Source organism: Marinobacter sp. G5_S1_61_S3 (assembly GCF_054968585.1).
Genome location: NZ_JBQKUK010000010.1, coordinates 79,029 through 104,867, shown reverse-complemented (window position 1 = coordinate 104,867; position 25,839 = coordinate 79,029). Strand labels below are relative to the sequence as shown.

The window sequence follows — 25,839 nt, the reverse complement described above, 5'->3', positions numbered from 1 at the left end:
ACAATCAGCTCAGCCAGCCGAATCTATCTTCAGTTCTACCAGATTGCAGTGCCCGCAGTGCGTCGCTCAGTTTTCGAGTGTTAGGGCCGGCGCTACCATCGCCTACCTTGTATGTAGCGCCTTTGTGCACAAACGACCCCACACCAGAAAGAACAGCCGCTGTTCCGGATAACGCGGCTTCTCCGGTCTGAATCCAATCCATGACCTCAGCAACGGTAAAATCTCGTTCGATGACGTCATAGTTCAAGTCTCGAGCAAGGGTTATTACCGAATCCCGGGTGACGCCATGCAGAAACGACGCATCCAAAGGCTTCGTGAGCAGCTGAGAATCATTGATCAGGAAGAAGTTCGACGCCCCTGTTTCCTGCACATCGCCGTTCGGGCAGAACAACACCTGATCTGCTCCATGTTCTTTCCTGGCTTTAACGACATGGCGAAGCGCTGAGGCATAATTACCTCCGGCTTTCGCCTGACCGAAGCCGGGAGTACTCCGCAACTCCTGATCTTCGATCAGGATAGTCAAACCATGACCACCTCTCGAGAAATAATCTCCGACGGGCGACGCCAACACATAGAGCATGGCCTGTGCAGAGGGCGCACCCGCCGCACCGATGTTCTCCTCCGTGCCAATCAGTGCCGGCCGTAGGTAGAGCGCACCAGGTGCTTCCGGTATATCGTCAAGACATAAATCAACGAGTTGGCGGATCATTGCTTCGACAATGTCGGCGGGCGGCAGAGGCAAGCAAAGCAACTCGGCGCTGCGCTGGAAGCGTTCAACATGGCGGTCGAAGCGAAAAATACGAACGCCGCCATTCTGCATCCGAAAAGCTTTCATGCCCTCGAAACACGAACTGCCATAATGCAACACATGAGATGCTGGGTGTAGCGGCAAAGGTCCTACCGGCAGTGTCTCCACCTCAGACCAACGCCCATCGGCAAAACGGACGAGTGTCATATGATCGCAAAACTGAGTGCCAAATGGCGAGGCGGTATGATTAGCTGACGATACAAGCTTTGCTGACGGGGTTTCTTTCACGATTGAACGCCTCCGCAGAGACAGCGACCCATTTGCTTCATCTGTACACCTCCTTGTCTGCTTGTTTGATCCCGTCAGAACCTAGACTGAATCGACTGTTACATACCTAACATTCAGTTTGAATTTTGGCTCCCTTTTGAACCAAACCCATGAACCGGTGCAGGCCACCACTGCTGCGGCCTATTCGCTTTATATCTCAATGTACCACTTGGGTTTCATGCGCCCGAAATCCCGGCGGACATTTGCTTTCAGTGCCTTCCTGGAATCCAACACCTTTGCATCACCACGCTCTCTGACAAAAATTACCCAATGCCAGAACGGCTTATCACGCTCTACGTGCCACTTGATAGCCAAGAGCGCCTTGTCGGGAAGGCAGTCCCAGGACTCAAATGGCGTTTCTTTAGGCGACACCGAGAGACCAAACTCCTGTAGAAGCTTCCGGACATGATCTGTCTCTGACCAAAGCGCCGTATCGTCGGCGTAAATACCCAGCGCGTTTGCAGTCCGTTTAGCCTCGGCATAACTGATGCCTGCTAAAGCTGCACTTGCGGCTATACCACAACCAGTGGTTTCTTCCTGAACAACGGGTTCCATATTTTTACCATCTGACACGGAACGAACCGTTAGAGCATTCCCCAACGGTTACTCGTGCTGTAATACATTGATGAGCTTTCCGAACGGATCACGAACATAGAACCGGCGGACACCCCAGGGCTCACTTACCGGGCCGTACTCAATCTCAATATTTCCATTCTTCACTCTCTCCAAAGCGATCTCCAGGTTATCAACCTCGATAGACAGATCAGGAACTGGCGTTCCCGAGCCCCCTTCCGATGCCACGCTTACCTGAGTGATCATTTCCTCGCCCGAGCTATAGGTTCTTAGCCATCCATGATCCATCACAACCTTAAGCCCAAAAATAGCCGAGTAGAATTTCTCTGCTTCGGAGGGGGTTGCCGCCGCTATGTTGGTAACGATTCGTTTTACCTTCATTTTGTCTCCCGCAGATTGAGGTTCATTTAGCTCTAACCGGTGAGTCGCTAATCGTCTGAAAGCTGAACAAAACTGTCGAGGCAAATGTTCTCGCTCATGAGTTCAGTTTGCCGCTGGCGCGGCCAACAAAATGCCTATTCTCTGTTGATTCCGAGAAGGATCATATGCGTTATGTGATAGTTGCATCTACACAGACTTTTCACTCTTTTCGCTCATTTCGACATCGAGATCTTGGATTTGCTGAATGATTTTGATGAGCCTCTGACCAGACTTAGTAAGCGAATACTCGGTACGCGGTGGGACCTCCGGGAAGCTCTCCTTGTCCATCAGGCCATATGCCGTAAGTTTTCGAAGTCGTTCAGAGAGGACTTTTGCCGAGATTCCTTCAATATGTCGCTCAAGGGCCCCCGGCCGGTTAATCCCCTTCTCCACGGCGAGAAGGACGGAAACCGACCATTTGCAGCCCACTATATCCTCCAACTTTCGATAGGTACTGCGAGTCTGCAAGAAATTTTCTCCTTTAGTTTCGACAAATTACACCAAAAGGTGCCCAGCCCACTCATTTGTGCCCACTAGTCAACGCACTCTGCCAACTCTATCGTTTAGTCGTGCGCACGCCAATCAACCAACTGATTCTAGGAGTTCAATAATGAGTGGCAAAGCTATTTTCTACCACGCAGGATGCCCTGTATGTGTCGCCGCTGAGGACCATGTTGCCGAGGCGATTGATCGCTCTCGCTACGATGTTGAAGTGGTCCATCTCGGCAACGACAAGAAGAGGATCGCCGAAGCCGAGGCAGCCGGAGTCAAGTCAGTCCCGGCTCTTGTCCTGGAAGGGGCTCCGTTCCATATCAACTTTGGGGCAAGCATCTCAGATCTGAAGTAATCGTTGCCTCCACTCGCGGCGCCTCTGATTGCTGAGGCGCCGCACTTTCGCTGTCTAACGTCCTGTCGAGTTCAACTCCTCCGCTAACAACTCCACCGATTGGGTTATCTCAGCTTTACTTAACGCTCCAAACCCAAATCGCAGGTGAGTCGGCGCCACCTGATCGTCCGTATAGGCAGTACTAAGGGTCGAATCCTTACCTGGCAGGCTATCCAGCTCCCGGCTTTTGGCCAGCTTGGAAATATCAACCCAGATAGCCATTCCGCCGGTAGGCAAAGTAAAAGATACCTTGTCACCAAACACCCGGGTGAACTCGGTCGCAGCAAAATTACGCCGGGCCTCATACTCCTTGCGCGTCTTACGAATGTGGCGCCGGACCTCACCAGACTCCATCAGGTTAGACAAAACCTGCTCTGTGACTGTATTGCCCTGGCGGTCAATTAGTATGATTTCCTGCGCAGCTCGTTCGATGAACCGGGTGTCCGCTGCGATGTAGCCAAGCCTTAAACCCGGCGCAAATACTTTGGACATCGAGCCAATGTGCACCACGTTCTCGGCATTGGGCAAGCTCGCAAGTGGGGGAACAGGGTTCGTCTCGTAGTGGAATTCATGATCATAATCATCCTCCAGCACCGCGAATCTGTGTGCTTTGGAAAGTTCCAACAGTGCTAGCCGACGATCCATGGGCAAGCAAACGGTGGTGGGATACTGGTGATGCGGTGTGACATAAATAGCGGCAACCGAATGCTCGGCGAGCAAAGCCTGCAGGTGTTCGATATCCAGCCCCTGGCCATCCAGCCTGCACTTCAGCACCTTGAAACCATTCGACTCGAAGGCTGCCCGGGCGGGCAGATAGCAGAGGTCTTCCATCACGATGGCCCCCTTACTCGGGTCCAGAATACGGGAGGCGAGATAGATACCCATCTGGCTACCCCTGACAATACACACCTGCTCGGCTGAGCAATTCATAAAGCGGTCACCAGACAGCATTTTCGCAACCGACTTGCGCAGATCAACACTGCCTTTGGGATCGCCATAGCCCAGCCTGGAGTTGCGGCTCAGCTCAATACAGACCCGTCGATAGGTGCGCGCCAGCAGTTGATAGGGGATCAACCGGGAATCCGGGGTGCCGTCATTGGTGACCGGCACTGCGTCGTAGGCGCTAAGCGCGTCCTGATAGAGGATTTCCACCAGCTCCGAGGCGGATCGAGTCCTGTTGGTACTGTTAACCAGTTGATGGTCAGAGGACGAGAGCCCCTGCTCGGGCAGGGTCTCGGACACAAAGGTTCCCGACCGCGGGCGCGTAACCAGCCAGCCCTGGGCCTCCAGCTCTTCATACACCTGTTGCACGGTTTTGCGATTTACACCCAACTGCTCGGCCAGTGAGCGGGAGCCCGGCAGCATGCTCCCCGGCGACAGCCGGCCTTCCTTGATATCCACCGTCAACGTATTCAGCAATCTTGCATGCAGGGTTTTGCCGGGGCTGTCCTCCAGCCACAGCTGCGTTTTCCAGGGTCTTAACATGCCTGACTCTCCACTGGACCAGATAACCTAACAAAACTGGCTCTTATTGCCGGTCCAGAATAGCGATATCGTACTCCCCACGTCAAAGCTGACACCAAGGAGAACTCGTATGAAGACCGCCGCCGCAAGCAAGCAGGCACTGATGCAGAGTACCGAACGCGATATGCAAAGCATGATTCAGGATATGGAGCTGTCCGACCGTGAGAAGCTCGCACTCACCTGTCGCATTCTGTTCGACAAGGGGCATGACTCGGGTCTGGCGGGCCAGATCACCTGTCGTACCGGGCACCGCGACACCTTCCTGACCCAGCGACTGGGGCTGGGGTTCGACGAGATTACGGCCGACAACCTGATCACTGTCGACCATGATCTCAAGTCGCTGGCAGGGGAAGGCATGCCCAACCCCGCCAACCGCTTCCATACCTGGATCTACAAAGAGCATTCGGAGGTTAACTGCATTATTCACACCCACCCGACCCACGTGGCTGCGCTGGCCATGCTGGAGGTACCCCTGCAGATCTCCCAGATGGACGTCTGCGCTCTGTACGACGACTGCTCGTTCGTCGCGGACTGGCCTGGTGTCCCCGTAGGCAATGAGGAAGGCGTGCTGATCTCAAACGCCCTGGGCAACAACCGCGCCGTATTCCTCTCCCACCACGGCCAACTGGTCACCGGCAAGACGATCGAAGAGGCCTGCAACCTGGCCGTGCTGATAGAGCGCGCGGCACAGCTGCAGCTGCTTGCGATGGCTGCAGGAGAGATCAAGCCGCTGCCACACGAGCTGGCCCGAGAAGCACACGACTGGGTATCCACCGACAAGCGCAACAAAGTGAATTTTGCCTACTACGCACGGCAGGCGCTTAAACACCACGCGGACTGCATTTAACAACCTTTTTTCGAGGAACAGGACATGAACCTATCAGGCATCATTGGCTATCCGGTAACCCCTTTTAGCCAGGACAATAAACAGGTTGAACTCAATAAGCTCGGCGACGTCATCGATGTGCTGCTTGAAGCCAAAGTGGACGCCATAGCGGCCTTGGGCAGTGCCGGTGAAGCCGCCTATTTGAGTGAAGCGGAATGGAAGCAGGTGGCCGAGTACACGGTGCGGCATATTGCGGGTAAGGTGCCGGTGGTCATCGGCATCGCCGAGCTGACCACCGAACAGGCTGTGCGAAAAGCGCAGCATGTCTATCAAATTGGTGCGGACGCGATCATGCTCTCGCCATTCTCGTACTACAAGTTGAGCGAGGCGGAAATCTTCCAGCACTACGAAACAGTCGCAAGCGCCAGCCCACTGCCCATCATGATCTACAACAACCCCGCCACCTGCGGCGTGGATATGTCCCCAGAATTCATGCTGGAAATGGTTGAGCGCATCCCGAACGCCAGCATGATCAAGGAAAGCACCGGCGACATTCAGCGTATGCATAAAATCTACACGCTATCGGATGGCAAAGTGCCATTCTTTAATGGCTGCAACCACATGGCCCTGGAAGCCCTCAATGCGGGTGCCACCGGCTGGTGTACGGCGGCCCCCTGCCTGATCGGTGACAAGCCGAAGCAGCTGTATGATGCCGTTAAGCAAGGTGAAAACGAGAAAGCCAAAGAGCTGTTTTACCGGCAGTACGCGTTTCTGGAGTTTATCGTTTCATCGGGCTTGGCGGCAGCGGTGAAATCCGGCCTGGCCCTGCAAGGCAACGATGTCGGCAACCCGAGAAAGCCTCTTCTTCCTTTGAATGAGCAGGCACAGCAGCGCCTTCAGGGAATGTTGGAGGGGCTTGCTTAAGAGCAGGTGATAACAAAGGCTATTGCGGAGTTATCGATGCCTGTCTATTGAAGTGAGGGAAGTCCACGGTTTTGTAGTGAAGGCGCCGCCGCAACGAAAAAGCCGTGGACTTAAAGGCTCTTAACTATGCTCTTCGGCCCGGAGTGTCAGTACCTCATAACCATCGGAGGTAACGGCCACTGTATGCTCCCACTGAGCCGACAGCTTCTTGTCACTGGTGACAACGGTCCACCCATCCTTCTTCAACTTAACCTTGGCCTTACCCTGGTTAATCATGGGCTCTATTGTAAACACCATGCCTTCCTGGAGGACCAACCCTTTTCCACGCTGGCCATAGTGCAGAACCTGTGGCTCTTCATGCATTTCTCGACCAATCCCATGCCCACAATACTCGCGAACAACTGAATAGCCGTTCTTCTGGGCGTGGCTTTGAATGGCATGGCCGACATCTCCAAGTGTGGCACCAGGCTTTACGCTTCGAATCCCTTCCCACATGGCTTCATAGGTTTTATCGACCAAACGCCTGGCGACCGGAGGTACGTCGCCGATCATGTACATTTTACTGGAGTCAGCGATAAATCCGCCCTGCTCTAACGTGATATCTACGTTGATGATATCCCCGGATTTCAGTTTCTGAGCGGTCGAAGGAACGCCATGGCATACAACCCGGTTTACAGAGCTATTCAGAACATACTGATACCCATACTGACCTTTACTCGCTGGGCGAGCGTTCAGCTGATCGACGATGTACCTCTCCGCAAGATCGTTGATATCCATAGTAGATACGCCGATCTCGATATGGCCATCAAGGTAGTCGAAAACCGTTGCGAGGAGCCGACCGGACTCCCGCATTGCATTCAGTTCCTCGGTGCTTTTCCGTTTTACACTAGCCACCGACAGCCTTCCTTATGTCTACCTCGGCCATTTTCATTTGGTCGCACATGATTTCGGAGAACGACATGCTGGGATTCGCCTCGGCAAGCATGCCAACTTTTATCCAATATTCAGCCTGAGCATTGATAGAGCGAACCATCACGGCACTTGCCTTGCGGATCTCCCCGTGTAATTCATCGTCAATCTTAACAATTCCCATAGCAGCCCCTTAATATACGATTTATATACGGATCATATATCGGCAGTGGCAGCCATTCAAGATGAGTAATGAACTGTTTAACGTGTGGCTGCACTGCGCAGAAAAGCGCAGCATAGGTAGGTCTGACATCCCATTGCCGAAGTATCAATCGTTCCGTTCTAATCATGGTTCAGGTGGTGCCTTGGAAAAGGACCATCACGCGCTTGTCGCGTGGATGGCGCTATTAGCTTCTGCTATCTCATATTGGCTAAATACCTGGATATTATGCCGACGTAACAACGCAGCCGTAACACCCATGCCTGGAGTTCGGTTACCTGAAAAGCGACCGTCATAGATAAATGAACTTCCACAAGAAGGACTGGAATCGGCCAGTATCGCTATCTCAATACTGAACTTTTTGCACAATTCCAGAGCAATAGAAGCACCTGCAATAAAATCGTCGGTGACAATATTTCCGCCCTTTTCAATAACGTCGGATTCGCCGTCTAATACATTGTTCCCGCCTCCTCCGTAAATCTCCGCAGGCATCCTTGGGATATTCATTCCGGCTTCAACTTCGGGACACACTGAAACAACCCGACCTTCTGTTATCCAGATCTCTACAAGCTGATCATTCATCGAAAGGCTCCCACCATCGTATCGAACCCGTTTCCCTAGAAGGCAGGCGCTCATTAATACTCTTCTCAACTTACTAGACCTCAATATTGCTGTGTTTATGCAGCATTCTCAAAATGCCATTGCCGATGATATCGCCACGATCAGTAGCCCAACCCACCCCGGGTGCATTCCTTTAGTTGCGAAAAGTACCAATGCGCTGGACACGCCCATTGAAATTGCCACCGCTCGGAGAAACAAGCCTCGGACATCGGTGACCGGATGAAGAGACATGAAAATGAGTACCCCCGCAATGGCCAGACCGAATACAGAAACGATGTGCCATGTGGCCCACAAAATTCTAACGTAACGCTCTCTGAGGACCGGCTGCCCCTGCGTTGGGACAATTGTCTCTTTACGCATTCGCTGGAAAATCAGAACTTCGCCAAGCACTGAATGGACAACCGCTACAACGATGGCGACCAGTCCACCAATTAACAACCAGCTTTCACTCGCCATCCGATTCATTCCTTTGATGCAGGGTCAGGGTGTAGTGGCTTACTTTAGCGCGTCCACCGACACGTATAGAGAATTACCATCGCAGCTTGCTATTTTCTACTGGCAGCAAGGTGAGATGGCCTTTATTTGAGGCTTGGGGGTCGAAACCATAGTCTCTGGTGATGTGCTTGACCTATGAGGCACACGGTTGGAGTGAAAAAATGAAAAGCCCAAACCACACATTACCAAGAAGTATCAGTAACTTGATGCCGCCCCGCGCAAAGGCCGGAATATTTTGATATCGGAATAAATACCCGATCACCACCCATTGCACAACCAGCCACACGACTGAGAAATACAGAAAACCTTTGTGGCACTCTACGTCAGTTGCTGTGTAATACGCATACCACCAAGCCGAAACTGCCCCCGTAGCGAGTAGCACAAGAATCACGCAAGATAGAATATTGCGCCAACGCGGGTAACCCGTGCTTAAAAGCTTTTCTTTCGCTTGGCTAAATTTTGCTGTCATTCAAGTCTCTTTTCCAATTGCCACAAAACGAATGCCAACCTCCGACTCGATTTTGCTGAATAACTCCTTAACTAGAACCTTCCGAATCACCGAGGTGCGCCCCTGCATCATATTAATCTTAATAACCGTGTAAGCGGGTGATCTACCACCTGGATAGTAAAAGTCCTCAGCATCCATTGGAATGAAACGAGGCAACATGTGCGCCACATCAGTAGCATCTCTTGACCTCGTTAAGCATTTGACTCCAGAGCATAACTCTGCAGATCAAGGCCATAGAATTTGGTGCCGGGCGTCGGGTTGAAAAAATAGGGCTCGATTTCCTCAAAGCCCATTAACTCGTATAGTTCCTGGGCTTTTTTCGTAGGAGGCACGGCGTCCAAAACGACTCGGGTATAACCCATTCTTTTCAGCTTCAATAGCAGATTGTCCATGAGCACACGCCCGAGTCCCTTACCCTGATACTGTCGACGTACGTACAGGCGCTTCACCTCGGCTGTGTACTCCTCAATCCGTCTAAACCCAACACCACCGGCGATACGAAAACTTTCTATTGCGAATGTATATTGGCCGCTAGGCGGCGAGAACAGTGCTTCGAGCGAGGCCATCTCTCCCTCAAAATCCTGATAGGAAAGATCGATACCCAGCCAATCTGCATACTCGAGAATAAGCTTTCTTAACTCATCGCTATCTGCGGGGAAGACCACATCCCTGATCATAACCATCTCTTCCGTGTTTTAGACTATTACTCAACACCTTTGTTTGGCAGCGCCCATGTAGCGCAACAAAATGGCATTAGCTGTATGGCTTGATTATGCGCTGCTTCAGGCTGCAACAAGCCTCTTCACGTTGAGCTCTTTGCGATGTTGTTCGGCATGCCAGAGTTCATATTGGGACTGCTGATTCAACCAGCTTTCTGCCGAAGTATCGAAAGCAATAGAGAGCCGGATCGCCATTTCAGGACTGATACCAGCTTTGCCATTCAACACGGCACTTAGCGTTTTGCGGCTAACACCCAATGCTTTAGCCGCCGCCGTGACAGGGAGGCCAAGGGGCTCAAGACAAAGCTCTCGCAGTACTTCACCCGGGTGCCAGAGAGTTCGTGCAAACGAAGGCCGGGTAAGTCCATATCTTTGGCATTCGCCGCTGCATCGCCTCAACTATTTTCCTACCAACACCTTTACCGTGTTGATCTGGGTGCACGAGTAGCTGATGGTAATACACTACCAAGCTACCGTCTGAAATTGGGTTACCGAGGCTAATGAGCTCGCCATTAATCCTCGTGGTTACCACTCTCTACCACGCTCAGAAGGTGCAAACTAACGATTGAAAGCGCGGCTACAGCGACATTCGTTGACACAGGGTTGAAGGCTGCCCCAAGCAGCATGGGCTGCATCAGAGCCACAAATGCCAGCAAGCCGATCATTGCAATCAATGTAACGACTATCGGCCATCGCTGGCGCCAAAATATCAAGACAACAGCCGACATGGTGATCTCTAGTACGCCACTGATAGTTGCCAACTGCAACGCACCAGCCGGTGAAAAGCCCGCTGCCATCCCCATAGCCAGTTCATCCTCATGCGGATAGAGCAGTTTCGGAATCAAGCCATGATAGAACCAAATAAAGGCGATAGCGCCACGGCAGACTGCATAGCTAAAAAATGGGCTACTCGCCCAGGAACCTCGAATCATGATCTTTATCCGGAATCATACAAACTTCATAGCGACCGAAAAGCTTGTAACGATTTAGTGCGATGCGGTCGTAAAGCCAGTCCCGAATGACTGAGGGGACAACCCAGCCAATACAGAAAAGTGGCCACGGCCATGGTAACCGAAGCATTACTCTGAAAAACGCTGAGGACTTCGTGTATATGTTGGGCCCTTCAACAAGCAGCATGGTTTCGAATGAATCCGTTGGGAAACCATGCGATTCCAGAATGGCCTGGCCTTCAGGTGACTGAACAGTCGCCAACTTGAATCGACGTTCTCTATCGAACCTGATGAGGAACCGCGCCCAAGCGGAACACAATCGGCACACTCCGTCGAACAGGACCACTCGATCCTCGTGAGCAATATCTGCTTCAGATTGCGATTGTTGTTTCATAACTGAGGTAACGTCTACTTTAAAGCGCCGGTGCCGAACACAGCGAAGTACCGGTTGGTTTGAACGGTTTTTTATATTTCACTCTGCTAAACGCGCCAGAGCATGCTCTTCCGCCAAGAATCTCTGGTTATGTGATCCTAGCTCACTCTGGCAGGACCTCGAACTCTGGCACGTCTCCAATCGCTTCGTCCCAAACCGCTCTGCTCGATGTAAAGATGTGCGCAGTTGGCAACACAGAGACTTCAGTGTCCAAACACCCTGCGGGAACAACGAGCAAACCTGCGACCTGAGTGTTTGGCAATGCCGAACCACACAACTTACAGAAGCTTTTGTTATGACGAGTGCCAGGGAGCGTAAAGGAAGTCACAGCATCTACACCCGACTGCCAGACCAATTTAGCTGACTGCGAGAATAAATTTGCCGCATGAGCGGATCCCGTATCTTTCTGGCAATACTCACAATGACACAGGTAAAAGCTGTCGAAGTCCCCATGGACCTCAAATTTCGCTGTGCCACACAGGCAAGAACCGACATGCTTAGTCATAGGATTCTCTTCTATGATCTGCAGGTGACGCGGCACATCAATGCCTCACTCAATCGATATATCAGCGTTCATCTGCAAGTGAGTTATTAGATACCTCGCTGAGATCGATTTTCTTTACATCTCGCAAATTTCTGAAGTCCTTAGACATAAGCCTTGCCAAGAATGAAAAAACCAACATCACTAACATTCCTAGGAAGCTGGTTACACTGTTATCTGAAAACAGTAGCTGAGTGGCCATCAGAAGACCAAGAAAGAAAATTATCGAAGCCGAGACTAAAGAGTATAAAGAGGCGAACTTCTCGAACCTAGATATCGACAGCTTTAGTCCGCCGTCAGAGGAGGGCTCCAAATACCTCGAGATTCCTTGCAATCTATCAAGAGAAACGTTACCCGATAAATAAAGTCGCATTAACGCTTTCGACTTTTTTGGTGATGACTTTATTCCAGAGACCACCCTAAATACCTCATTGTTTTTCAAGTCACTTAGAAAATCCCTATGAAGCCCAGACTCCTTGACTATCTCGGATAGATCAGCAATTCGCCTATATGATCTACGAATAATGTACTCCTCATAGAAGTCGTAAATGCTTTTGGCAACTTTCAGAGCTAGCCCAACAACCGACACCATCACTGCAAAGACTAAGGTGACGGAATGCTCTTTTAGTATGTCAGCGATCTCTATGCCCATAATTATTTACAACTCCCACCATCACCGATGACACAGCCACAGCGAAGCGGGGGTTCTGGCATCCGGTACATAGCTTGATGACACCTCATCTTGGTCAGTGAAGCTGATTAAAAACTTCCGGGTGTTGTTCAGCAATGCGCAAAAGAGCAACCGCTGGGCCTTGTGGCTCCCTGCGTCCTTGCTCCCAATCCTGAAGAGTTCGCACGCTCACTCCCATTAGACCTGCAAACGCTGATTGCGACATATTCAACTTCAGCCTAATCACTTTGGGCGGTGAGGGCTCAGAAAGCTCATGTGTTCGTAGAGCCAATTTGCCCTTCTTGAATTGCTTGATTTCATTGATACCGTCAAGAATCTCTGCTCCAAGGTTCCTGTCACCCATTTTTGATCGCCTCCGCTATCTGCTTGAGCGTATGGCCAGGAATGCTGGCGCGCTCTGATTTACTGTACAGCGTGAGCATCCATATCTCGTGGTCAGACTTCTTCCAGTAGTAAATGGCTCTGATACCACCGCTCTTTCCCGAACCCGCTGGTGCCCATCGAACTTTACGAACGCCACCCGAGCCTTTGATTAGATCCCCGGCATCCGGCTTCTGCAAAAGGTAGGTTTGAAGCCCACGGTATTCCTCGTCCGTGAGGTAGTTCGGCAATAGCTTGGTGAACGTTGAGGTTTCGATGAATAGCATTACCAGAATATACGGCTCTGCCGTATAAACCTCAAGATCGGAGCCGTAAAATGTAACGTAGCTTTCACACCGTACATTGATCGACTGAGAGCTTATCCATCACTTCTTGTCGAATGTTTGAGAGTTCCGGCGTTTCATCTACCAAGTTCCAATGATCTTCAATGCTCCAGTCCTTACAGGAAATCTTTTCACCGAAGTGGGTTTCAACCTCTATTCCGGCGGTATGGTAGCGCAAGAACGGCCGCTCAAGGTCATGCCCAGATTTTGTGAGGCCTAGGCGGCCAAACTTTTGATCTGAGGTTCTGGCAATTCGAGCTACTGGGAAGAATACTAACTCCTCAAAGGGAATTCCTGCCTCGTATAAGGACACCATTGCTGATACCGGAATAGCGTGTTCGCAGACTACTGGGATCTCAGGATTTAGACCCACTTCGCGATAGAGACAGCCGAATTTTCGAGAACCAGCCATACCCATGAAATCATGACACCCTCTCAACCTGCGATTGATTTCGTCTCGCTTTTCTCTGGGCCTGCGAAAAAAAGCAACCTTCTCAATTGTAAAAAGGTTCGCTTTGCAAAGCGCAATCTGCTCTGCAACCACATCCGCAGTTGTGGCGCCATGTTTGTTTCTTATACCAGGGATGGAAATCGTCATTTCATCGAACACCCGCCATAAACGGCCGCAAAAGCCGTTTCATAGTTACAACTGCGAAGTACATCGTGGTTTCACCATATACCCATACAAACACTTACAAACTTGGTGACAGAGCACCAGTAAGGCTAATGCTCACCAAACAAAGACCTTCAAAACGCAAAGGATTGAGAAAACCACCACCAACCCAAGCCATCCACAGAACCTGGTAACTCCGACCGGAAATCGAGCATTCAATTCCGGGAACAGAATTGCCCCAAAGGAGACCGCCGGGACAAACCCGAAAATATGGCCCAAATGAGTAGCCGTTATCCCCAGTTTGGGGGGAACGTACAAATAGATCGCCAGATAAATCACCATGAAAGCTGATGCATAGGCAACCTGCACCTCGTAGACATCCTCACGATTCAAGACCAGGTACAGGACGATCAGTGCCGAGGCTACCGTGATTTCAATCACTTTCTATAAACCAGCAACGTTGGTGCTCATGAGAGCGCTGTTCCCAGAAAAGCCAAACTTCTCATACAACCCTTGAGCATCACGGGTTTGCAACACCATTTGAGTGCCCTCAATAGCCGGATGCGCAACCAAACATTCCACAATCCACTGCCCCAGACCCGCACCGCGAAACTCCGGCTCAACGACAATATCCGCTACCCACGTAAACGTAACACTGTCGGTGACGGCTCGCCCGAAACCAATCTGCATCGAACCACGGTAAAGACTGAAGCAAATGGAACCCGCAACCATACTGTCTACGATTTCCCTCGGACGACGGCTACCCCAATAGGTTGCGGCAAGCAAGCGGTGGACAACATCCAGTTGCACCCGGGATTTGTCGTCGGTGATAAGGTATTCGTTCTTGCGCCACTCCATCGATGGCTACTCCCTGATTCAAAACGCCGAAACCGGGCTTTATCCCTTTCCTGCAGCACCGGCGGAACTACAGTTAGTTGACTGGTTAAACTGCACTGCCCCCATAGCATGACCTTAGCACCTTGTGACGGTGCCGAAAGACGAACCGGTAAGCTGGCGCGAGTAGGTATGTCATTAGGGGCACTCTGCATTGGAACTCAACAGTATCGGTAACCAGACAGTTTGCCCCACTCCAATCAATGTCCCGACAGTGGTGCCACAATTTGTTGGTTAAAGAACTAGACGTCTCCGTAAAGCCCCGTTGACGATCCATGCTCTGGAAAAAGAACGTGTGCCTGTCAATCGGGATGATCCCAAAAAGCAGTATCCAGCTCGAAAAAAGCACTCGCCCCGTAGGCCACTCGAAGATCGGTCGGTTCGCCCATTGGGGAGGCGCGGTCATGCGTATAAGAGGGCTCAGCTCCGAGTTTACTCCTCTCATGGTGAGAAGCTCGCTGACCTCATCTGGGCTGATTTCAAGCTTGCTCGATACTTCGAATTTCACTCTGCTCTTCCGTGGAAGTTAACGCGAAGCTCACCGATGGTTTTAACAGAACGGAGCGGCGTAAAGGCCATCCATGTACAGCGAATGTTTACGGCCTATTCGCAGATTCCAGCTTTTCGATTATTGGAATATCACGAAAAGGCTCCTGGAAGTATGGTATCGCCTCGAGATTTTCCCTCATGTCGTCCGGCAACTGCAGATACCTTTCCTTGAGCGCCCATGTTTCCTTTCCGTACATCAGGGATTTCACGCTGGAAATCAAATCATCGACCTCAGCGTAGGCAGTAGATGCCTCTAGCATGCCAATTGTGTATGCCAAATCAGTCAGGTGGGGCTTTTGGCACTCATTCGCCATCGCCGCACTTCGGGTAATGAGGAAGGCTCGCACGTCTTCATACTCGTACTGCCGGAGTAGATCGACAACGTCTGAATCCGGCATGCCGTTCTCAGCAGCCATTGAATCACACTTCACGATCGCCGCTTCCAATCGCTCTATATTTGACTCGATATACCGCTTAGAGACAGACGCATCCCCGGCCTGACACGATGCGGAAAGCCAACTTAAACACAGAACAACAGCTGCTTTACCCATTCTCATGGCTGACACCCCGCCTCGACTGCTCGCCAAAATTGAGTCTGTTCGTAGGACAAGCCAGCGCGTAAACGTTGCATCTGGGAGATGGTCACAATTCTCTTTTTGACCATTGGTGAAATGTGGGTCATTGCTTCTGCAAACTGAGCCCAATCCGTGGAGTGGATATTGTACGCAGCCTGTGTGGAGTTGTTGCCAAGGAAAATGGTGGTTAGAACACCTGCCGGCAACATGATTTCCAGCATATTCCCATTACGCTGCGCTTTTCGAATGGCTTCGATAGCCTCCAGATCTTCGGAATCCAGCCGAAGTCCGGAAATGGTTGGACATTCCATGTGTCCTGCTCTCCTTTCCTTGAGTTCCCTACGAATATCAGATGTTAACCCAAAGGTTGGCTAGGCTCAAAAGCCCTATTTTTTGCGGTATGCACGCCCTCGGAATGGGATTGAAGGCTTAATAGCTGGTGCCTCTACCCCCGTTGGAACGACCGGCCGGGCCGTGGCCTAAAGCGACGCAAGAGAGCCCCTATGTGTGTTTGCTGTGAGTACCTGAAGCCCCACAAGACTGACGAAGAAGGCGTTCTCGCTCACGGTTTGGGTTGGCCGCTGGCGCGGCCAAAAAAATGACTATTGCCTATTGATTCATAGAAGGCTCATATGGGTTAGGGCTACTCATCAACGGGGTCGAATTTAGCTTCGGCACTGGTCGCCCCCGTAACTATCGTAAGTCGGTAATTCTGTAGTTTATAGCTCGGCCGATGTTTTCTGAATTCCGGATCTTGCGGCGGAACTTCGATTATTTCTGGCGTCACGATGCCATAATCGTAAACTCTCGGCTCCGCTCCATGGGCTGTGGTAGTATATTTTCCTCTTCCCTGCACAAAGCCAGAAGTAGGATAGCCATCAGAGAAATTAAAGTTCACAGACGCCCAGGCATCACTCACTGGGAAGATCTTGGTCACACCCGAAAATTTTGAGAAAAAATAGACCTCGTCAAAGCCATGTGAATGTCTATTCGCAGAATATTTAATTAGGTGCATAATTTCATCATTGTCAGACCGAACTAGGTTTATGTTCTGGGCTAGGGGATCATGAATGAGCAACCAGATCTTATCTGCATTACAATTTTTCTTGTACGCTCCAATCTTCTTGTTCTTCGACTCGATGGCTTCTTTAATCCAGAAATGCTGCTCCTGAGGCCAGATAATTCGAACTGCCGCCGCGTCTGATTTTTCTAGTTGCTTGAATCGTGTATGTAGGTATTTAAATACTCGAGCAGGCGGAACCTGTACGCATTCACAGCCAACACGAAACTGATCAAGAAGGAAGCACAAATCTGGCCTATCCGGTATTTCTCGCTCAATAGGTGTTACCGACCTGCCAATTGCGGCCAGGTGAGAAAGAAGCTCTGAGCCAGCGATTTTCTCTTCGGGAGTACTGATAGGCCGAGTCACAGAATTTCCTCAACTTATACCCTAAAACGCCAGCGGCAGGGGCGCGACGTCAGGAGCTTCCCTTGACCGCATTTGTTAAAACTAATACCCAGACACCACCTCGATACTCTGAATACAGTCAGGTAGAACTGGTTTTTTGGTATAAACATCAAAGTCTTTTTGTAGGGCATCTGGATTAAGTTTTTTATGAAAGGTCGAGAGCCAAGTTCCCGCCCCTTAAGTTTTAATGCCGCCAACAGGCAACCATTTGTAATGGAGCAAAGCGGAATGAAAAATGGTTCGCACTGATTGGCATTGCTAGGCCTACTTCCCATCTGGAATTATATATTGGCCACGAATCGACTTAGTATCGTTGTCGCCTGTGTGTATAAACATCTGGCTATCTGGAAGATAGAAAAATCGACTGTGTACATGCCCATCGGCCTGAACTAGCTCAAGCTTTCCATTTACAATTCTCCATGTATTCTCGTTGTCATTCCCTCCCTCACTGATTTTGCCACCAGGCCCGAACCTAATATTCTTGGATTGATCCAACCCCATGCTTGGGTTGTAAAAAAGTCTGAACCTCTTCGACATTAGGAGGCTCTCAAAATCAGCGTTACTCTCAGCCAATTGATAGGCAAAACCATCACTAAGGCTCTTTTCTATCTCTCGCTGCTTATGCTCTAGTTCCGCTCTCACACGCTCACTTTCATATCTCGCTTTGTCCCGCTCACTCTGTAACTGATCTCTGAGAGCTTCGATTTTTTGTTTCTCTTTCTCTGCCTCTGAAGTGTCTCGATACGCTCTCTTCTCATACTCCTGTTTTCTCTTTTCCAGTTCGGCCTCTTTCTCAGCGATACGAGTTTGTGCAAGGTTCTGCATTTCGGTTAACTCGTTCTTCAGCTGATTGATCTCGTCCTGCTGCTCACGGGCCAACTGGTCTTTGGTTAAAATTCTATTCAGGTTTGCCTGAGCTTCAGCTCTCGCAACAGAGGCCACTAAAAAATCAGTATCAACCTCTAGCTTGTGCTTTCTCCTGTGCAGGTTTGCTACTTCTTGGAGTTTTTGGATTGCAAAGTTTATCCAAGGCAAAACGAGCGCATAGAAGATTGCGAATAGAAGTGGAGCAATCAATAGGTTATTAATATTTAGATAGTTCTGTTCAATAATGCTAATCCGCTGCTCAACAGTTGCACTGCTTCCGATAAGTACCGCTAGAAGCTTCCAGTTTGAAACCATCCACGCAGCAGTGAATGGTCCAAGTAAAGGGTTTCTAATGCGATCAGCTGCCTGAAGCCGCAACTCTGAAATCAACTCTCCTAGCATTTCTATCCTCAATAATATTGCAAAGCCCTTTTACAATCTAAAGCCTAACGCCCTGGTTTAGCGGCGCTTACGGAGCGCAGCGTAGTAGGCGTCCGGTGGACGGCCGATAGGCCTGGAACGAACTACAACAGTTGGTTATGCTATTGATTTTCCGAAACGCATCTATCAAAAAGCGTGCTCCATGTTTGCTCATCCGAAAGGCCGTGGAATTTAATAGCCCGGCTCAACGCATTTATCTCTATGGTCTTGAATAATTCCAGCGTTTTAACTTCCGCCTCGGCTCGAGTGATCCCTTGATGCTTCTGGGCCATTGGAACGAATTGAGCATAGTCTTTGCCGGTCAGCTCCCCCAGCTCCTCTAAAGAGGTGGTTTTTGCGAGCATCCCCTTGTACGCATTCAAATTTTCTATTGGGTAGGAAGTCAGCTCTCGCATTTGATCAATCTGCGCTTGGCAAAATGCATAGGTATCAGCAGCAAATGCATGACCGGAGATCAAAAGCAAAACCGCGAACAGGAAAGACTTCATTTCAAACTCCGCTTTAAAGCATAACAGCGTGTTATACGAACTCGTTCGCAAAAATCCGGGCGTATATCCAGCATTCGCATAACTCCACATACCTTCCCGAATATTGCCCCAAAAACCCAATATAGTTCATAAACTTAAATGGCGCACCCAAGGTACTGGATTCGGCGTTATACGAACGCGTTCGTATAACTCCAGCCCCCATCGGTCAATGCCCGGAATGATCCATCCCATCCCCTTGCATCTTCATCTCCCCATCCAGCGGCACAACCTTCAGTTCAACCTCCATGGTTTCGGCGCCCTCAAAGCTCACCGTCAGCGGTATGCTCTCCCCTTCTTTCAAAGGCGCCTCCAGCTTTTCCAGCATCAGGTGATAGCTGTGGGGTTTCAATTCCACGGTGTCGCCGGCGGGGATGGTCAGTCCGTCTTTCAGCGGGCGCATGGTCATGGTGCCGTCTTTCATCGCGCTTTCGTGAATGGAGACGTTCTTCGCCCTGGGTGTGGTGGCGCTGGTGAAGGTGATGTCTTTATCGCTGTGGTTGGTGATGGCCATGTAGCCAACGCCCACGGGCACACCCGGGGGTGTTGGGCGACTCCAGGGGTGGTCGATGGTGACGTTTTCGTTGGAATAGTCGTGAGCAAGTGCGGGTGTGGCGATCAGGGTGCTGCAGGCGATCAGGGCGCTGGCGGCCAGTTTTTTGAGTGGGCTCATGTTCCTTGTTACCTCATCAATGGTTGTTTCAATGGAAGTCGTCGTCAGGTCCGTGGCGTTCCGGTTTCAGGAAACGTGTGCCGCCATAGCGTGAATTCAGTTGCTGGATATTGGTTGGCGCACCGGTTCCATCCAGCTCTACCAGGCCGATACCGGCGTTGTTCCATAGCCGTTCGCCAGCATCACGCCCCTCGGGCAGCCTGGGGCTCACTCGCATGCGCCGGCGCTTGGTAAACCAGTTCAGCGGGGACCAGGGCGCGTACAACCAGCGATTGATCCTATCCAGCCACTCCATAAGGGTGTGGGGGAATTCGTTCTTGAGGCCGCTGCTGGTAATTTGCCAGATTCTGGGCCGTTCCGGCCTGTGCCGCAGTCGAACATCGTAGACGAATGAGTAATGTACGTCACCCGAGAGAATCACGAAGGTTTCCGGTGTGCGGGAGTGGCCGAAGATATTGAGCAGAACGTTGGCAGCACCCCGGTGGGCCATCCAGTTTTCAGCGTCCACCACCAGGGGTTTGCCGAAGAAGGTGAACACACTCTGGATGGCTTCAATCAGTTTTACACCGAACATGGGCGCAGGCGACACCACAATGACAGCGTCTTCGCCCATCACATCCTGCTGGAATTCGGTCAGCGCTTCCCAGTCCAGCAGGCCGGAAGGCCGCGCCCGATTAAGCTCGCTTCGCCATCGGCGGGTGCGGGTATCCAGCACCACCACTTTAGGTGACGTCTGCAGGGTGTAGTGCCATCGCTGGAACTGCAGCAGATCATCAATCAGTTGGTCCTGCCCGGCGTGATTAAACACGCCATCCTGCTCTGCGGAGGCGGCCAGTTCCTTGATGGCGGGCATGATGTCATCGAAGGCGTCGGGGTTGTTGCCCCAGCCCTGGCACAACAGGTAGGCCACCAGGGCATTGCCAACGATGCGCCGGGAAAACGGGTGTTCATAGGTGGTGGTTTCCCAAAGGGCAGACAGGTTCCAGTCGTCGGTCACGTCGTGATCGTCAAAGATCATGTAGGTAGGCAAGTGTGCCAGCGCCCGGGAAGCTTGTGGCAGGCCAGCGACGAAGTCATCGATGGCGGCCTGCTGGTCCTGAAAAACGGCGGCATCCTTGGAAGCCAGCGCAGGCTGGTCCCGTTCGACCAGTTCCCAGCACACAGGCGACCACACCAAGAGGTACATGGCCATCACTTCGCTGAGGGAAATCAGGTGGTTGTGGGCACTGGCAGTGGTGAACACCGGTTTTCGCACACCGCCGAAGAATCGCTCGATCAGCGCTTCATTGCTACGCACATCCGGGAGCAGCTTTTCCCTATGAAAGTAGGTGTCTGCGTTTTCCCGCAAGGTTTTGCTGTCGCTGACCGAACCGCCGGAGAGCGTTTCCTCATACAAACCCAAACGGTCGATCAGGTGATGTATGGCCCGCAGCATGGGGCCGGCCACGTCGTCCGCGTATATCTGGTCGCCGGTCATCAACAACAATGCTGGCCGCTCTGTGATATCGCCTTTGGCTTCCAGTAACGATTGATCCACTCTCACCAAACCGTCGGCAGCGGCGGAATGGGGCCGCCGGCAGGAACCATGGGCGATCCGGTCCAATCGCTCCCGGATCACGAAGTCAGGCCGCTCGGCGCCCGGCAGGCACAGGTGTGGCGCCCATTCCCGTATCCATCGCTCGTCGCTCCCGACCGAATCCACGGTGTCGTCCGAAACGCCCAGGTCGTAACCGATGCGCGTGTTGGCTGGCAACGGGTCGTTCAATCCAACGTCGATCAGATAGAGGTAGGCGGAGGCGCCGAATCGCACCCTGGTGACGTCCTTCTCTGTCAGTACCCGGTCCATCCATGGCTCATCCGCATCTTGCAGATACAGGCGCAATCTCAGGGCGAGCGCACAGGAGCCGACCAGCCAGAGCGTAAGCCGGTTGAGAGAGGTATGCCGGAGAACAGGCCCGGCCAACACCGGCGACAGGGGCTTTGAAGATCGCTCATTCATTTAATCCTCCTGACACACTTTGATGTTTTATTGATGTTTACCTGACATTTCCTTGCGCTCTGCCCACTACGGTATGGGCATCTAAACCAACGTCTGGTGACCACAATGCGAGTCGGTGACAATTTTTCCAAGAACCTGCACAAACTGGGTTATTACTCCGGGAACGCGGTGCGCTCCCTGGTTCCTCGAGCCTACTGGCAATGGCAGTGCGACCTGCTGATGTCGGAATACGAGGCGATGACGGGCGAACGCAGAGCGGCGATTGACGCAAGGGTTGCGTACTACAATCGCCTTTCAAACCCGTTCACGCTACCAGCAACCGCCGAACCCGCCGGCGACTTTACCTTCGCCGGCAAAAGCAGCGCCTACTGCTTCGATTTTCGCAATCTGATCCAGTGTTTCCCCCGGAACCGAAAAGTGGACTACCAGTTCGGTGATGTAACCGAAATCCCGAACGAACCCCGTTTCGTGAAAAGCCGCCCGGTACGTCGTGATGCCTCCAACCGTAACTCAGTATTGCTCAAACTCAACTCGGTTCGGCATTACCAGTTTGTAGAGGACCCGACACCTTTCCGCCAAAAGAAGCCCCTGGCGGTGTGGCGCGGCAAATCCAACCGCCAGCACCGCATCGAATTTGCTACCCGCTTTAATGACCACCCCCTCTGCGATATTGGCTGCACTCAACATAAGGAACCCGCACCCCAGCCCTACCACAAGGACTTCATGAGCATTGAGGAACAGCTGCAGCACCAGTTTGTGGTGAGCGTGGAAGGCATTGATGTGGCGACGAACCTGAAGTGGATCATGGCCTCCAATTCCCTGTGCCTGATGCGCCGGCCCCGCTTTGAAACCTGGTTCATGGAAGGCTCACTGGTGCCCGGTTATCACTATGTAGAACTGGCCGATGACCACTCTGACCTGCCGGAAAAAGTACGCTATTACCAGAATCACCCTGAACAGGCAGAGGCCATCATTGCCAACGCCAACCGGTATGTAGAGAAGTTTTTCGATCAGCAGATGGAACAGACCATTGCACTGCTGGTGATCCAGAAATACCTTCACCTGAGCGGGCAGGAGGTGTACGACCTCCCACGCCTGAAGGCCGGTTGACCGATAGATAGGGAACATCGAGCCCTGGATTTGAGCGCCTAACTCCCCGGCGACACACGCGCCAGTATCGTCGGGTTTTCTGACAACGGCAGTGCCATAACCACTCCCTCGTTCGACGATGGGTATATGCCGGTCAGTGCCGTAATATTTACCTGATGGGATACCAGCACCACTGGCAGGCCTGGCTCCATTTCATTCACAATGGCGATGGTCTGCTGGGTATGCATGTCTGAGTTGCTACGGTTCTGGAAAAACGAGTTCAGCGACATCATCTCCTTCACCGGCCCCACATCCATTCCCCGCGCGGTATCGAGGCAGCGGCACCACTGACTGCTGAAGACCCTGGCCTCCTCAACGCCATGCTCCGCCAAATAGACCTTCCAAGCCCGCGCCTGCTCGCGCCCTTCGGCATTCAGGTTTCGCTGCGTGCTGCAATCGTCGACATCAAAGTTCGCGGGGTCGCCTGTTCCCGGTGCCAGGGCGTGTCGCAACATCAAAACCGCCCGGCCTTCCCGGAGAGCCTCCCAGGCCTCTGATTCATCGGCGTACGCAGTTCCTGCAAAAAGGGAAATCAGCCCCAGCGAAAACACAAGAAGTGCAGTAAGAAAACTGTGAGTTTTCATAAGTTTGTCGATCCTCCACCCGCAAAGCATGCAACCACGTAATTAATACGCACCCCAAACCTACCAGGCTCACATCATCAAAAGGTAAACTTCACCAAGCACCGAACCAACAAAGGAACCAAACATGCCAATCTGGGTCGACGCCGACGCCTGCCCCGTGCCCATTCGGGAAATCCTCTGCCGCGCCGCCACCCGCTGGCAGGTCGATACCACCTTCATCGCCAACCACGCCATTAACCTGCCCCCGAGCCCTTACATCAAACGCCGGCAGGTACCCCAGGGTTTCGACGTGGCCGACAACGACATCATTGACCAGATGGAGACAGGCGATCTGGTGATCACCCAGGACATCCCCCTGGCTGCCGAAGCCATCGAAAAAGGCGCGGACGTGTTCAACCCGCGCGGCCAGGCTTTCACCAAAGAGAATATCCGCCAGCGCCTGGCCATGCGCAACTTCATGGAAGAAATGCGCAATGCTGGCCAGGTCACCGGTGGCCCGGCGCCCTTCAGCCAGACCGACCGCAAGGAATTCGCCGACAAGCTTGACCGCTGGCTGCAACAGAACGCCAGTAGGTGATAATGATTCCATTTTAAATTCTCGACAAATCCGCTACCCTTGCCGCTTTCTGGCGCAAGCGGAGCGAACCATGACAGAGTCTTCCCCCCACACCACCAGCAGCTTTGCCGCCCTGGGCCGACTGCTGAAATACGCTCGCGGCTATCGTCGCCAGATCATTGCCGCCACCACTTGCTCCATCATCAACAAGCTGTTCGATATCGCACCGGAGATCCTGATTGGTATCGCCATCGACGTGGTGGTAAACAAGGAAGAAAGCTTTGTGGCGGGCCTGGGCTTTGAGACCGCTCAGGAGCAGATCACCATCCTGGCTGTGCTGACCTTCTTTATCTGGGCCGGCGAATCGATATTCGAGTACCTGTTCCAGATCCTCTGGCGCAACCTGGCCCAACGCCTGCAGTCCGACCTGCGGCAAGACGCCTACGAGCATGCCCAGAAGCTGGACATGAGCTTCTTTGAAGCCCGCAGCTCCGGGCAACTGGTCGCCACCATGAACGACGACGTCAACCAGTTGGAGCGTTTCCTGGATGGCGGCGCCAACGCCATGATTCAGGTGGTGGTGACGGTCGTTGCCGTAGGCGCTGTGTTTTTCGTATTGTCACCGCTCATTGCCCTGCTGGCGTTTACTCCCATTCCGCTGATTATCTGGGGCGCGTTCTACTTCCAGCGCAAGGCTGGCCCGCTGTACGCCGACGTGCGCGAGAAGGTCGGTGACCTGTCGAGCCGGTTGGCCAACAACCTGGGCGGCATTGCCACCATCAAGAGTTTCACAGCCGAAAACCGGGAAGCGGAGCGGCTGAAAGCCAGCAGTGAAGCCTATGTGGACGCAAACCGCCGGGCTATTCGCATCAGCTCCGCGTTTATTCCGGTGATCCGCATGGCGATCCTGGCGGGTTTCCTGGCCACCTTTACTGTTGGCGGCATGATGGCCCTGGAAGGCTCTCTGAACGTCGGTGCTTACGGCGTGCTGGTGTTCCTGACCCAACGTTTGCTGTGGCCTCTGACCGGCCTTGCGGAAGTAATCGACCTGTTTGAACGGGCCATGGCCAGCACCCGCCGCATCCTGGACCTGCTGGCTGAGCCGGTTCACGTTCGGGATGAATCCGGCAAAACGCTGGAACAGCCGGTGAAGGGCGAAGTCACCTTCGAGGGCGTGAGCTTCCACTACCCGTCCAGCGGTGCCGGTATCGACGACATTTCGGTAGCGGTACCAGCCGGCAATACCCTGGCGCTGGTCGGGGCGACCGGTTCCGGTAAGTCCACACTGATCAAGCTGTTGTTGCGTTTCTACGACCCCACGGGCGGCCAGATCCGCATCGACGGCCAGCCCATCCAGTCCGTCAGCCTGAAGTCCCTGCGGGAGGCCATCGGCCTGGTCAGCCAGGACGTATACCTGTTTGAGGGCAGCATTCGTGACAATCTCGCCTACGGCTCCCCCGGCGCGAGTGACGAACAGATTATCGAAGCGGCCAGGACGGCGGAGGCCTGGTCATTCATCGAGGCACTGCCCGAAGGGCTTGCCACCGCCGTGGGTGAACGAGGAGTTCGGCTTTCCGGTGGCCAGCGCCAGCGCCTTTCACTGGCCCGCGCACTGCTGAAAGACCCGCCCATTCTGGTGCTCGACGAAGCCACGAGTGCCGTGGACAACGAAACCGAGGCGGCCATCCAGCGCTCCCTGAAGCGGATTGGGCACAATCGCACCGTGATCATGATCGCGCATCGGCTGTCCACCATTGTGGATGCCGATACCATTGCCGTGGTAGCCGGCGGGCGCATTCTGGAATCCGGCCGCCATGAGGAACTGCTGGAGAACAACGGCCCCTATTCCGCACAATGGCGCGTACAGACCGGTCAGGCCTGACAGCACGCCATACATTGCCAGGCATACATTGATAGTAATTCGCATT

The 25,839-nt window shown here is 52.5% G+C and carries 37 protein-coding genes; 6 read left to right on the top strand and 31 right to left on the bottom strand.

The window, feature by feature from the left end; translation table 11 throughout:
• Positions 1-4: 4 nt before the first annotated feature.
• The 4 genes from ACTRWH_RS11560 to ACTRWH_RS11545 form a co-directional block, all read right to left on the bottom strand.
• Positions 5-1,036: a branched-chain amino acid aminotransferase gene (locus tag ACTRWH_RS11560; RefSeq protein ID WP_085681429.1), complete on the bottom strand. Its 1,032-nt coding sequence runs from the start codon at positions 1,034-1,036 to the stop codon at positions 5-7.
• A gap of 189 nt (positions 1,037-1,225) precedes the next feature.
• On the bottom strand, positions 1,226-1,648 hold the full coding sequence (locus ACTRWH_RS11555; RefSeq protein WP_227517775.1) for a hypothetical protein: 423 nt from the start codon (positions 1,646-1,648) through the stop codon (positions 1,226-1,228).
• 30 nt (positions 1,649-1,678) lie between these two features.
• Positions 1,679-2,029, bottom strand: a complete 351-nt coding sequence (locus ACTRWH_RS11550) for a VOC family protein (RefSeq protein WP_085681431.1) — start codon at positions 2,027-2,029, stop codon at positions 1,679-1,681.
• A 186-nt stretch (positions 2,030-2,215) separates the two neighbouring features.
• Entirely contained in the window at positions 2,216-2,536 is a 321-nt protein-coding gene (locus ACTRWH_RS11545; protein WP_085681432.1) for a winged helix-turn-helix transcriptional regulator, read from the bottom strand.
• A 142-nt stretch (positions 2,537-2,678) separates the two neighbouring features.
• Here ACTRWH_RS11545 and ACTRWH_RS11540 point away from each other — a divergent pair, with 142 nt between their 5' ends.
• On the top strand, positions 2,679-2,915 hold the full coding sequence (locus ACTRWH_RS11540; protein WP_085681433.1) for a thioredoxin family protein: 237 nt from the start codon (positions 2,679-2,681) through the stop codon (positions 2,913-2,915).
• A 54-nt stretch (positions 2,916-2,969) separates the two neighbouring features.
• Here ACTRWH_RS11540 and pdxR read toward each other — a convergent pair whose 3' ends face one another.
• Positions 2,970-4,439 (bottom strand): MocR-like pyridoxine biosynthesis transcription factor PdxR, encoded by a 1,470-nt coding sequence (gene pdxR / locus ACTRWH_RS11535; protein ID WP_085681434.1) that lies wholly within the window; start codon positions 4,437-4,439, stop codon positions 2,970-2,972.
• Positions 4,440-4,548: 109 nt separating this feature from the next.
• On the opposite strand from pdxR, the gene ACTRWH_RS11530 reads away from it, so the two are divergent.
• Both ACTRWH_RS11530 and ACTRWH_RS11525 read left to right on the top strand, forming a co-directional pair.
• Positions 4,549-5,325, top strand: coding sequence for an aldolase (locus ACTRWH_RS11530; protein ID WP_085681435.1), 777 nt, complete (start codon positions 4,549-4,551; stop codon positions 5,323-5,325).
• Positions 5,326-5,349: 24 nt separating this feature from the next.
• Positions 5,350-6,228, top strand: coding sequence for a dihydrodipicolinate synthase family protein (locus tag ACTRWH_RS11525; RefSeq protein ID WP_085681436.1), 879 nt, complete (start codon positions 5,350-5,352; stop codon positions 6,226-6,228).
• Between the two features lie 120 nt (positions 6,229-6,348).
• Here the strand turns inward: ACTRWH_RS11525 and map are convergent, their stop codons facing one another.
• From map to ACTRWH_RS11400, 25 genes are all read right to left on the bottom strand, one after another.
• Positions 6,349-7,122 carry a type I methionyl aminopeptidase gene (gene map / locus ACTRWH_RS11520; protein WP_126810456.1) on the bottom strand — a complete coding sequence of 258 codons (774 nt, stop codon included), beginning with the start codon at positions 7,120-7,122 and terminating at the stop codon, positions 6,349-6,351.
• Complete coding sequence (locus ACTRWH_RS11515; RefSeq protein WP_085681438.1) at positions 7,115-7,321, bottom strand: ParD-like family protein; 207 nt, start codon at positions 7,319-7,321, stop codon at positions 7,115-7,117. The genes map and ACTRWH_RS11515 overlap by 8 nt, the downstream gene beginning before the upstream one ends.
• A 195-nt stretch (positions 7,322-7,516) precedes the next feature.
• The gene (locus ACTRWH_RS11510; RefSeq protein ID WP_227517776.1) at positions 7,517-8,008 is read right to left on the bottom strand and encodes a 2-thiouracil desulfurase family protein; all 492 of its coding nucleotides are present in this window, start codon (positions 8,006-8,008) and stop codon (positions 7,517-7,519) included.
• A gap of 39 nt (positions 8,009-8,047) precedes the next feature.
• Entirely contained in the window at positions 8,048-8,434 is a 387-nt protein-coding gene (locus ACTRWH_RS11505; protein ID WP_085681440.1) for a hypothetical protein, read from the bottom strand.
• Between the two features lie 172 nt (positions 8,435-8,606).
• Positions 8,607-8,942, bottom strand: coding sequence for a hypothetical protein (locus ACTRWH_RS11500; protein WP_075195937.1), 336 nt, complete (start codon positions 8,940-8,942; stop codon positions 8,607-8,609).
• Entirely contained in the window at positions 8,943-9,119 is a 177-nt protein-coding gene (locus tag ACTRWH_RS11495) for a tautomerase family protein (RefSeq protein ID WP_083637225.1), read from the bottom strand.
• A gap of 53 nt (positions 9,120-9,172) precedes the next feature.
• Entirely contained in the window at positions 9,173-9,658 is a 486-nt protein-coding gene (locus tag ACTRWH_RS11490) for a GNAT family N-acetyltransferase (RefSeq protein WP_157665618.1), read from the bottom strand.
• Between the two features lie 105 nt (positions 9,659-9,763).
• Positions 9,764-10,099 (bottom strand): HigA family addiction module antitoxin, encoded by a 336-nt coding sequence (locus tag ACTRWH_RS11485; RefSeq protein WP_227517777.1) that lies wholly within the window; start codon positions 10,097-10,099, stop codon positions 9,764-9,766.
• On the bottom strand, positions 10,020-10,232 hold the full coding sequence (locus ACTRWH_RS11480; RefSeq protein ID WP_127400810.1) for a GNAT family N-acetyltransferase: 213 nt from the start codon (positions 10,230-10,232) through the stop codon (positions 10,020-10,022). Before ACTRWH_RS11480 ends, ACTRWH_RS11485 begins: the two co-directional genes overlap by 80 nt.
• The gene (locus ACTRWH_RS11475) at positions 10,213-10,632 is read right to left on the bottom strand and encodes a DoxX-like family protein (protein ID WP_085681443.1); all 420 of its coding nucleotides are present in this window, start codon (positions 10,630-10,632) and stop codon (positions 10,213-10,215) included. Before ACTRWH_RS11475 ends, ACTRWH_RS11480 begins: the two co-directional genes overlap by 20 nt.
• Positions 10,607-11,044 carry a thiol-disulfide oxidoreductase DCC family protein gene (locus tag ACTRWH_RS11470; protein ID WP_085681444.1) on the bottom strand — a complete coding sequence of 146 codons (438 nt, stop codon included), beginning with the start codon at positions 11,042-11,044 and terminating at the stop codon, positions 10,607-10,609. The genes ACTRWH_RS11475 and ACTRWH_RS11470 overlap by 26 nt, the downstream gene beginning before the upstream one ends.
• 142 nt (positions 11,045-11,186) lie before the next feature.
• Complete coding sequence (locus ACTRWH_RS11465) at positions 11,187-11,588, bottom strand: GFA family protein (RefSeq protein ID WP_075195941.1); 402 nt, start codon at positions 11,586-11,588, stop codon at positions 11,187-11,189.
• 61 nt (positions 11,589-11,649) lie between these two features.
• Positions 11,650-12,276 carry a hypothetical protein gene (locus ACTRWH_RS11460; RefSeq protein WP_075195942.1) on the bottom strand — a complete coding sequence of 209 codons (627 nt, stop codon included), beginning with the start codon at positions 12,274-12,276 and terminating at the stop codon, positions 11,650-11,652.
• Positions 12,277-12,370: 94 nt separating this feature from the next.
• Positions 12,371-12,658, bottom strand: coding sequence for a helix-turn-helix domain-containing protein (locus ACTRWH_RS11455; protein ID WP_012137897.1), 288 nt, complete (start codon positions 12,656-12,658; stop codon positions 12,371-12,373).
• On the bottom strand, positions 12,651-12,962 hold the full coding sequence (locus ACTRWH_RS11450; RefSeq protein WP_012137896.1) for a type II toxin-antitoxin system RelE/ParE family toxin: 312 nt from the start codon (positions 12,960-12,962) through the stop codon (positions 12,651-12,653). The genes ACTRWH_RS11455 and ACTRWH_RS11450 overlap by 8 nt, the downstream gene beginning before the upstream one ends.
• Before the next feature lie 64 nt (positions 12,963-13,026).
• A complete protein-coding gene (locus tag ACTRWH_RS11445; RefSeq protein ID WP_085681445.1) occupies positions 13,027-13,617 on the bottom strand; it encodes a hypothetical protein in 591 nt (196 codons plus the stop codon).
• A gap of 132 nt (positions 13,618-13,749) precedes the next feature.
• Entirely contained in the window at positions 13,750-14,073 is a 324-nt protein-coding gene (locus tag ACTRWH_RS11440) for a hypothetical protein (RefSeq protein WP_085681446.1), read from the bottom strand.
• A gap of 3 nt (positions 14,074-14,076) precedes the next feature.
• Positions 14,077-14,490 carry a GNAT family N-acetyltransferase gene (locus tag ACTRWH_RS11435; RefSeq protein WP_085681447.1) on the bottom strand — a complete coding sequence of 138 codons (414 nt, stop codon included), beginning with the start codon at positions 14,488-14,490 and terminating at the stop codon, positions 14,077-14,079.
• A 632-nt stretch (positions 14,491-15,122) separates the two neighbouring features.
• Positions 15,123-15,632, bottom strand: coding sequence for a hypothetical protein (locus ACTRWH_RS11430; RefSeq protein WP_157665619.1), 510 nt, complete (start codon positions 15,630-15,632; stop codon positions 15,123-15,125).
• Positions 15,629-15,961, bottom strand: coding sequence for a hypothetical protein (locus tag ACTRWH_RS11425; RefSeq protein WP_085681450.1), 333 nt, complete (start codon positions 15,959-15,961; stop codon positions 15,629-15,631). The genes ACTRWH_RS11430 and ACTRWH_RS11425 overlap by 4 nt, the downstream gene beginning before the upstream one ends.
• Positions 15,962-16,293: 332 nt before the next feature.
• Positions 16,294-17,079, bottom strand: coding sequence for a hypothetical protein (locus ACTRWH_RS11420; protein WP_085681451.1), 786 nt, complete (start codon positions 17,077-17,079; stop codon positions 16,294-16,296).
• A 303-nt stretch (positions 17,080-17,382) separates the two neighbouring features.
• Positions 17,383-18,387, bottom strand: a complete 1,005-nt coding sequence (locus tag ACTRWH_RS11415) for a coiled-coil domain-containing protein (RefSeq protein WP_085681452.1) — start codon at positions 18,385-18,387, stop codon at positions 17,383-17,385.
• A 140-nt stretch (positions 18,388-18,527) separates the two neighbouring features.
• Entirely contained in the window at positions 18,528-18,914 is a 387-nt protein-coding gene (locus ACTRWH_RS11410) for a hypothetical protein (protein ID WP_085681453.1), read from the bottom strand.
• A 205-nt stretch (positions 18,915-19,119) separates the two neighbouring features.
• Complete coding sequence (locus ACTRWH_RS11405; RefSeq protein ID WP_462826418.1) at positions 19,120-19,623, bottom strand: copper chaperone PCu(A)C domain-containing protein; 504 nt, start codon at positions 19,621-19,623, stop codon at positions 19,120-19,122.
• 28 nt (positions 19,624-19,651) lie between these two features.
• The gene (locus tag ACTRWH_RS11400; RefSeq protein WP_462826417.1) at positions 19,652-21,622 is read right to left on the bottom strand and encodes a metallophosphoesterase family protein; all 1,971 of its coding nucleotides are present in this window, start codon (positions 21,620-21,622) and stop codon (positions 19,652-19,654) included.
• A gap of 105 nt (positions 21,623-21,727) precedes the next feature.
• Between ACTRWH_RS11400 and ACTRWH_RS11395 the strand changes: the two genes are divergently transcribed.
• Complete coding sequence (locus ACTRWH_RS11395) at positions 21,728-22,732, top strand: glycosyl transferase family 90 (protein WP_041336153.1); 1,005 nt, start codon at positions 21,728-21,730, stop codon at positions 22,730-22,732.
• Positions 22,733-22,770: 38 nt separating this feature from the next.
• Here the strand turns inward: ACTRWH_RS11395 and ACTRWH_RS11390 are convergent, their stop codons facing one another.
• On the bottom strand, positions 22,771-23,355 hold the full coding sequence (locus ACTRWH_RS11390; RefSeq protein ID WP_126810464.1) for a histidine phosphatase family protein: 585 nt from the start codon (positions 23,353-23,355) through the stop codon (positions 22,771-22,773).
• A 124-nt stretch (positions 23,356-23,479) separates the two neighbouring features.
• Here ACTRWH_RS11390 and ACTRWH_RS11385 point away from each other — a divergent pair, with 124 nt between their 5' ends.
• Positions 23,480-23,932 (top strand): YaiI/YqxD family protein, encoded by a 453-nt coding sequence (locus ACTRWH_RS11385; RefSeq protein WP_041336161.1) that lies wholly within the window; start codon positions 23,480-23,482, stop codon positions 23,930-23,932.
• Positions 23,933-24,002: 70 nt separating this feature from the next.
• A complete protein-coding gene (locus tag ACTRWH_RS11380) occupies positions 24,003-25,793 on the top strand; it encodes an ABC transporter transmembrane domain-containing protein (RefSeq protein ID WP_462826416.1) in 1,791 nt (596 codons plus the stop codon).
• The last annotated feature ends 46 nt before the right edge of the window (positions 25,794-25,839 follow it).